General features: G+C 32.9%; 9 protein-coding genes. 4 read left to right on the top strand and 5 right to left on the bottom strand.

Going from position 1 to position 7428, the window contains the following annotated elements:
* Positions 1-184: 184 nt before the first annotated feature.
* Positions 185-433 (top strand): P8 family protein, encoded by a 249-nt coding sequence (locus FD33_RS00225; protein ID WP_025086369.1) that lies wholly within the window; start codon positions 185-187, stop codon positions 431-433.
* A 141-nt stretch (positions 434-574) separates the two neighbouring features.
* Here the strand turns inward: FD33_RS00225 and FD33_RS00220 are convergent, their stop codons facing one another.
* From FD33_RS00220 to FD33_RS00210, 3 genes are all read right to left on the bottom strand, one after another.
* Entirely contained in the window at positions 575-1906 is a 1332-nt protein-coding gene (locus tag FD33_RS00220) for a hypothetical protein (protein ID WP_148299218.1), read from the bottom strand.
* A gap of 174 nt (positions 1907-2080) precedes the next feature.
* Complete coding sequence (locus tag FD33_RS00215) at positions 2081-2482, bottom strand: hypothetical protein (RefSeq protein WP_025086367.1); 402 nt, start codon at positions 2480-2482, stop codon at positions 2081-2083.
* Between the two features lie 121 nt (positions 2483-2603).
* On the bottom strand, positions 2604-3422 hold the full coding sequence (locus FD33_RS00210) for a helix-turn-helix domain-containing protein (RefSeq protein ID WP_025086366.1): 819 nt from the start codon (positions 3420-3422) through the stop codon (positions 2604-2606).
* Between the two features lie 711 nt (positions 3423-4133).
* On the opposite strand from FD33_RS00210, the gene FD33_RS00205 reads away from it, so the two are divergent.
* Positions 4134-4445: a helix-turn-helix domain-containing protein gene (locus FD33_RS00205; RefSeq protein WP_025086342.1), complete on the top strand. Its 312-nt coding sequence runs from the start codon at positions 4134-4136 to the stop codon at positions 4443-4445.
* A 32-nt stretch (positions 4446-4477) separates the two neighbouring features.
* Here FD33_RS00205 and FD33_RS00200 read toward each other — a convergent pair whose 3' ends face one another.
* On the bottom strand, positions 4478-5116 hold the full coding sequence (locus FD33_RS00200) for a hypothetical protein (protein ID WP_056955652.1): 639 nt from the start codon (positions 5114-5116) through the stop codon (positions 4478-4480).
* A gap of 483 nt (positions 5117-5599) precedes the next feature.
* A complete protein-coding gene (locus tag FD33_RS00195) occupies positions 5600-6475 on the bottom strand; it encodes an SLAP domain-containing protein (protein ID WP_025086344.1) in 876 nt (291 codons plus the stop codon).
* A gap of 264 nt (positions 6476-6739) precedes the next feature.
* Between FD33_RS00195 and FD33_RS00190 the strand changes: the two genes are divergently transcribed.
* Both FD33_RS00190 and FD33_RS00185 read left to right on the top strand, forming a co-directional pair.
* Positions 6740-7030 (top strand): type II toxin-antitoxin system RelB/DinJ family antitoxin, encoded by a 291-nt coding sequence (locus tag FD33_RS00190; protein WP_051564352.1) that lies wholly within the window; start codon positions 6740-6742, stop codon positions 7028-7030.
* On the top strand, positions 7008-7358 hold the full coding sequence (locus tag FD33_RS00185) for a type II toxin-antitoxin system PemK/MazF family toxin (RefSeq protein ID WP_025086346.1): 351 nt from the start codon (positions 7008-7010) through the stop codon (positions 7356-7358). The genes FD33_RS00190 and FD33_RS00185 overlap by 23 nt, the downstream gene beginning before the upstream one ends.
* Positions 7359-7428 lie beyond the last annotated feature (70 nt).

Here is a 7428-nt window from a genome sequence, read left to right as displayed (position 1 = left end):
CTAGAGATTAAAAAACTGGTATTGATTATTCATCAATACCAGAAAGTATAGAACCTCTTTATCAAGCACTATAATTAAAAAAATCATGCCAATTGCAATAATTATCAAAAATAATAAACATTTAGTGTGTCACTTTTTCAGATTAGAACTATAATGAACTCGTAACTAAGGAGGTTGTTGAATTATGGCAGAAGTAGATCCATCAAAGATGGCTGATGCAGCCATTGCAAAAGAACCAGAAGTATTGAACCTAAAGATGAGCGAGGCTTTCGACTGGAGTGACGATAAGACAGTTGTTCGTGACGCTATTTGGGATTATTTCATGGAAAACAACGATCACGACACAGTTAAGGCCGAAGAAGCTGAAAAACCATTCTTGGATATGAAAGATGCAGATGTCCGTGACTGGATTGAGAAGAATCTCAAGAAATAAGCTAGTCTTTAAATTTAAATAGTACCAACCTTCCTTTAGAGTACGAGAAGCGTTCTCTAAAGGATTTTTTTATGCAAATTTTAATACAAAATTATCATGATATATAAAAACCCACTTCAGACTTCAGAAGTGGGTTTTGCGTTATTTCAGTATATGTTTATAAGTATCAATATGGTTTTTCCAGTAAGGAGCATTTTGCTGATTCATTAAATCATTGAACCAGACAAATTTTACATAAGGTACGTGTTTAGTTAGCTCTTTCTTGCCATTGTAATAGTCTGGGTCACTGACACGAATAAGATTAGCATGATAGTTAGCGTACATCATTGATTGATAAGTATAACCACAAACAATTAGCGTTGCTAACAAAATCAAATTAATTAAATAATTCTTTATTCGCAATTCATTTAGAGCAGATAGAACAAATTTCATTCCGATTAAATACATTAGTACGTAAGATAGGAAGTAACCGCGACTGTTCACCGGTGAAGAAACGAATAACAATTGTCCGGCAATAACACCAGTTAGCAGATAATAGAGCCACATCTTAGGATCATTTTTAAAGAAGACCCAAATACAATAACCGATAAAAATCATTAATGCGATACTGACTAAACTTTCCGGCACGGCAATGCTAGCACGAACCGTTTTGTAACCGTACATCGGATTTAAGTGAAAATTATTTCTGAAGAAATTGTTGATAATAATGTAATAAATCAAAAAGATAACTGAAAAGATAGAAACAGCCAATTTATTTTCCGATGAAATTTTAGTTTTGATTGCTAAAACGAAGATGGCTAAGAGAATAGCTATCAAAAGAATAAGATTGAAAGTAATCAGCCAGAAGTGAGTGACTTTAGAATAAGTATCCCAAATGGTACTTAGAGTATATGAGGTTTTACGGTAAGTACTGGCCTCGTGATATCCCTTATGGGTAAACATGATAAGTGCTGAACCAATTGTTCCTAAAAAATAGGTGATATGGTAACTTTTGAGGTCTTTTTTCCAATAAGAATATCCCAAAACTAACAATCCCAGGGCTAATTGGGTGATGTTCCAAACTTCATTAAATAGACCGCCTGCCAAACCTAATAGTAGCAATAAAATAGAAACGATTGGAACAAATTTCTTTGCAACGCCTTTGTTGACTACTATGATGTAGATCAATCCCATAACTACGGGAGGGACGTAATTCACAAAGCCGGCATTCCAACCCAGAATGTTATTAATAAAGGCATCTTGCATGGTGAAAATAAAGAGAAACGATAATAGAAGTGATGTGATGGTCTTTTTAGATAAGTACCAGATACACCACAAGAGCAGGGTCCAAAAGATTCCGTAAGCTAAAATGGCTACTGGCAATTTGTGCATGGTGACGATTTCTAAAAGATTACCTAGGTAGCGGCCATTACTACTACCGCCATACGTGGCTTGGGGACCGTAGAACATGTGATTCATTAAGTATTTTCCCATTTTACCCAACCAGAAGTAATCATCGCCAGATGGAATTACTAAGAATCGAAAGGCACAGAAGTATATAAAGGAGACTCCAAACATTATTATCGTAAATATTTTTTTGAGTGTACTATTACCACTTGTTTTTTTGGACATGAGGTTGATTAGATCCTATCTATAATTATTTGAAATTTATTTACTAGATGTGAAAACATTGGAAAAATCGGATGAATATTTGTTTATTGTAAATTGTTTATACTTGTCTAGACTACGATGTTTTAAGGTAAGAACTATTGTGTTATTGATAATATGATTATCAGTACGAATACATGGTTTAATTCGATATATCAAAGCATATTCATGTAGATTCTTCATTTTATAAACATCAATGGAAACCGTTTGGTAATTATCCCAATCAAAAGGGCCATCTTTTTGGTCAATGGCCTTTCGCGCTAGCTTAGTGAACTGTTTCTTTTGGTAATCATTCAAATGATGCGTTTTGTTATTTTCCAAAACAATCTGTTTGCCAGAGAAATAGAAGTAGGGAGCTGAATAATAACTGCGATGAACCTGGGGAATAATGAAGGCTGCCAAAAGTAAAATTAGACAAAAGAATAGAACAACCTTATCCAGAAAATTATGTTTTTTAGCTTTAACTATGTTATCTTCCCCCTATGCTGAATTCCTAGTACATTAAATGTACAAAATCAAAAGTCTATTTTAAATAACGTTCCTCAATTTGATTTTCTTCGGATAATAAACTTTTTATACTAAGTCGAGTTTCAACTAGTTTATCATTTAACTTATCGCGATAGTATTGCTGTACCAATTGTTTCATAGAATCAATTTGGTAGTCAGTACCGTCCCAATTTAATGTACCATCTTTTACGAATTTTTTTGCAACTTCATCAAAAGATCTTTGAGTCCATTTAGTATTTTTGGTATGAGTTGACCTTTTTTCTAGTTCATGTAGTACGTCCATTGCCTGTCCTTCAAAGGATAATACTTGATCAACATAGATTTTTTGAAAATATGGATTAGAGATGCGGTCGATTTCTTCTAAATTGGTTTCGTAATTGACACCTTTAGAAGTGAATATCTGAAATAAGCCTGGGTAAATCTCTTTAAATATGCGGTCTTCAACGCTAGATTCATCATCTCTTAAAACATGATCCTTTAACTTAGTAATATGTCTGACGATGACGTCATCAGGATGAAAGTCGCCATTGGTTACATCGATTAATTTTTTGAAGGTGACATTTGATTTGTAACCATAGTTATTGATGATTTTTAAAACCTTATTTTCTAAAACATCCTTAAGATCACCATAGTATAGGTAGTCACTGCTGGTATTAAGTACTGTCGATAAACGGTCCATTGTCGTTTTCTTAGGGAGTCCACGACCTTTTTCCCATTCATTAATAGTGCTTTTGCCACTGACACCGATAATGTCGGCTAAACCTTGCATGCTTAGATTTTTACTTTTTCGTAATTTCATCAGGCGAACACCAAAATCGGATTTTGAAATATTCATATAATTAACATCACCAATCATTTTTAATTTGGACTATTATTAGTACAACTAATGTACAAAAGGATAATAAAGTGGTATATAATATAATGTACAATTAGTTAATATCTAATATTATTAATAGTATTATTTTATTAAAGTACAGAAAAAAAGCATTTCCATAGCCCACATGACTAAGAAATGCTTCTTCCATTATTATTAGTAATAACTAATTAGAAATGTTAGTTGCAAAGTTTGGCTCGCAGGCACATGCGTTAGCAATTCTTTGATGTAGATTAATGCTAATAATTTTGAGTCTTGGTTTTATATAAAAAGGCTACGGATTAACGTAGCCCGGTACGCAATTATCATAAGATTGATTTGTCAGATGTACCAACGTTTAGTTATTTGAGGGAATAACTTACTTAATAAACTACCGCATTTATTAAGTGTATAAAAGAGTCCATCTGTGACAAATACATGAATTCATGAAGACTGTTTAAATTACTTTTTAATATTCAACTGATTCCACCCTAGAAATATATTAATAATGTAATTTTTTAGCAAGTGAGGATTATTATGTGTATTCAATTCGAAATATAATAATCACGTACTTTTTTATGATAATACTAGTACAGAATATTCGCAATATTTTTATAGTATGTATCAATTTTTAGCCGTATAGCCATATAAACAGTGAGTAGTTAGAATAATTTGAATTAAGAGGTGATGCCTATGGTTAAGCGCTTTAAGTTTATTCGTGATAAACGTAATGAAATGGGGTTAACCATAGAACAATTGGCTGACCGGGCTCATGTATCTCCAGATTTAATATCACGTTTGGAACGGGGGAATAGAGATGACGTGTCTCTTTCTCGTTTAGAGAGTATTTTAGATGCTTTGAATCTAAAATTAGGTGATGTCTTTGATCAAACTGAACTAGATGAGCAGAGTAACCAATTTGTACAGGCTTTTTATTTAATGGATAGTGAAAAGAAAAAGCAGTACGCAAAAATTTTTATGGAGATTATAGACTTGAATAGTTGATTCAAGTCTTTTTTTATATTTTAATTTATTGGCTATGGAGTCCATTGGGAATTATCGCCACCATCAGGAGCAGCCATACTTGAATATTTACCGGTAAGATTTCCATTCACATCGTAAAAGTCACCGTTGGGTTTAACTACTGTTACGATTGGGTTATTTAGATTATTCAAATAGACGTGATAACCATCTGGCTTAGCTTCAACACTAAATGATGCAGGAGAAGCCCCACCATTAGCATGTGCAACTAAACTTCTAGCTTGGTCTGCAGTAGTGATAACTGCGGTTACCTGCTGATTTGTAGTTGCTTGTTGATTGTTGTTAGAAGTAGCTGTGCTTTGGCTTTGACCCTGATTAGTGTTTTGAGTTTGTTTTGAACTCTGCTGGTTATTTGAATTTGATGTTGTATTTTGGTTGTTAGTGGAAGAATTTGTTTGTTGATTTTGTTGTGTCTCATCATTGTTGGAAGTAGATGCTTCCTTTTTTGATGAGGCCTTTTTTTTCGAAACTTTTTTCTTAGAAGAACTCTTCCTGGCTTTTTTATGTGATTCTGTTTTGACAGTTGAATCTTTTGAGCCAGCGGAATTTTGACTATTGTTAGAACAACCTCCAAGTGCTAATACGGATGCTACCAATAAAAGACTACTCAATATTTTGAGGGTAGTATGTTTCATGTTGTTATTTCTCCCTATATCCAAATTTTGAAATAAATCTTAATACCGATTTCATTGATCACCACCTTAATCCGTACAATTCATTATTTTATAGCCGACACAGAATATTAGCAACAAAATCTATTTTTAATAGATTTATTGCCACGATGTAAATCTAATAAAAAGCCCCTTAGCTGGAAGCTCTACGAGACTGTCTGGATATATGCAAAGATGAATAGTACTCATATCGTCTTTGTAATAATTCTGTAACATTATTGTAGCATTTATGTAACAATTAGCAATATCAAATCAAAAATTATTAATTCTGTACGCAAAAAAAGGGCCTCCATTCTTTTGGAGGCCCACTATATCAGGGAGGTAATTATATTTAGTTTATTTATATATTATAAGTTAGTATCCAATATTCTTGTTTACCAAGTACTATATTAGATTATAAATGTGAAGAAAATGTGAAATATACAAATATTAATATAATTGTTCCGATTATTGTGTAACAGATGTTGCAAATTCAGGCTCACTACTTACATTATTTCCAGCGTCATTTTGATTTAAATGCATATTTGAACTTTGTGCCCATTCATTAGTTGATACTTGATAGAAGGTATGACCGTATTTATTTTGAACCATTTGGCCAATTTTCCAGTTAGATCCTTCAGGTAATTGACGGTCTGAGAAAGAGTCCATTGAAGTATCATATAAATCAGCGGGACCATTAACAACAGTACCAACTACTGGTTGCTGTTGTTGTGTGGTAGTTGAAGCAGCATTGGTTGTAGCGTTATTTGTAGTGTAACTTTGATTAGGTTCAGTCACTTGAATGTTCAAGTCATTAGCAGCGACCCATTCATTAGTAGCAACTTGCAAATAAACATTTCCATTAACATTTATGGATGCACCAAGTTTCCAATTAGTTCCAGCTGGTAAAGTTACCCCAGTAATAGCTTGGCCTTGACTGTTAACTACAGCAGAAGCCCACTTTGTCGTTCCAACTTTAGTGGCGTTAACATCAATTTGGTTGCTAGTGTCTGAACTAAGATTAGTTACTTGATGGGATGAATTACTGATATCAATGCTATCAGCAGCAATCCACTCGTTAGTAGCAACTTGATAATAAGTAATGCCATTGATTTGAGTTGAAGGACCAAGTTTCCAAGAGCTGAAGTTAGGAAGATAAGTACTTGTAATAGTTTGACCCTGGTTGTTAACCAGAATACCGCTACCACGACGAACAGTACCAATCAATCCGCTTTCTGTTGATGTTTCTGCCGCACTCACGTCTTGAGGCGACAAATTAGACAGAACAGTTGGGGCAATTAATAATGCCAGTGCTGAGCCGAGTAGAACTTTATTCTTTTTCATCTTTTAAACCTCCTCGTCTTATTTTGCGGTTCATAGTAAACCTATAATGCAATCAGATTTTAATCAATACGTTTAAAAAACTGTTAAGGGAAACGTTACGTTTTCTTTAGAATTAGCTCAATATTTTTGTAATATATTTGAAATAAATGAATTCATATAAAACTTTGAACTTTATTTCATACTTCAAATGCAATATTTATGTAGACAATATATTCGTAATATAAGGAAACTGTATGTATAATATCCTTAATAGGAGGTGTTAATATGCAAATGAAGAAGGATCCTAAAAAGAAATTGAATATTAATATCGACAAAAATTTGGCTGAAGAGACACAGTCCGTTTTAGATGAATTAGGTTTGAATCAAACGACAGCAATAATAATGTATTTTAAACAAATTGTTGCGAAGGGTAAGATACCTTTCTCTATAGAATTAACTGATAAACAAAGGGCTTCAAGAGAGCTACGAGAAAACTTAAAAAAAGTTCCAGTAGAAAAATTAAATACAAAAAAACAGATAGAGGACTGGTTCAATGATGAATCGCAAGACTACTAAATCAGATGATATATTAGTACTTTACGTTAGTTTTGTTGATTCTAATGGTGGAAAGAAAAGGCCAGTACTGGTTGTCGAAACGACCGATGATGCCTTTACCTTTTTCTCACTAACGACCCAATATGATAAAAAATCCGATAAGATAAAAAAACAATATTACAAAATAAAAAAATGGAAAAAAGCAGGATTATTAAAACAAACGTATGTTGATATAGGTAAGATAAGAGAAATTTCGTTCAAGAGTAAGATTGATTTCTATAAGATTGGTGAATTGACTATTGATGACATTACGGGGTTAAGTGAGTTTATTGAAAAATTCTATCAATAATTAAAATAAAAAAGATCGAAAATTTCAATAACAAGTTAGCCACTTGGACAAAATAAATTGAATCCAAGTG

The sequence above is a fragment of the Companilactobacillus paralimentarius DSM 13238 = JCM 10415 genome (assembly GCF_001434985.1).
GTDB classification, from domain to species: domain Bacteria; phylum Bacillota; class Bacilli; order Lactobacillales; family Lactobacillaceae; genus Companilactobacillus; species Companilactobacillus paralimentarius.
Note: the sequence above shows the minus strand (reverse complement) of the source record. Positions and strands in the feature narration are given on the sequence as shown.

Bases quoted from the DNA above. Each gene is read 5' to 3' on its own strand.
- FD33_RS00225 (WP_025086369.1), top strand. From the start codon at position 185: ATGGCAGAAGTAGATCCATCAAAGATGGCTGATGCAGCCATTGCAAAA.
- FD33_RS00220 (WP_148299218.1), bottom strand. From the start codon at position 1,906: ATGGGAAAATACTTAATGAATCACATGTTCTACGGTCCCCAAGCCACG.
- FD33_RS00210 (WP_025086366.1), bottom strand. From the start codon at position 3,422: ATGAATATTTCAAAATCCGATTTTGGTGTTCGCCTGATGAAATTACGA.
- FD33_RS00205 (WP_025086342.1), top strand. From the start codon at position 4,134: ATGGTTAAGCGCTTTAAGTTTATTCGTGATAAACGTAATGAAATGGGG.
- FD33_RS00200 (WP_056955652.1), bottom strand. From the start codon at position 5,116: ATGAAACATACTACCCTCAAAATATTGAGTAGTCTTTTATTGGTAGCA.
- FD33_RS00195 (WP_025086344.1), bottom strand. From the start codon at position 6,475: ATGAAAAAGAATAAAGTTCTACTCGGCTCAGCACTGGCATTATTAATT.
- FD33_RS00190 (WP_051564352.1), top strand. From the start codon at position 6,740: ATGCAAATGAAGAAGGATCCTAAAAAGAAATTGAATATTAATATCGAC.
- FD33_RS00185 (WP_025086346.1), top strand. From the start codon at position 7,008: ATGATGAATCGCAAGACTACTAAATCAGATGATATATTAGTACTTTAC.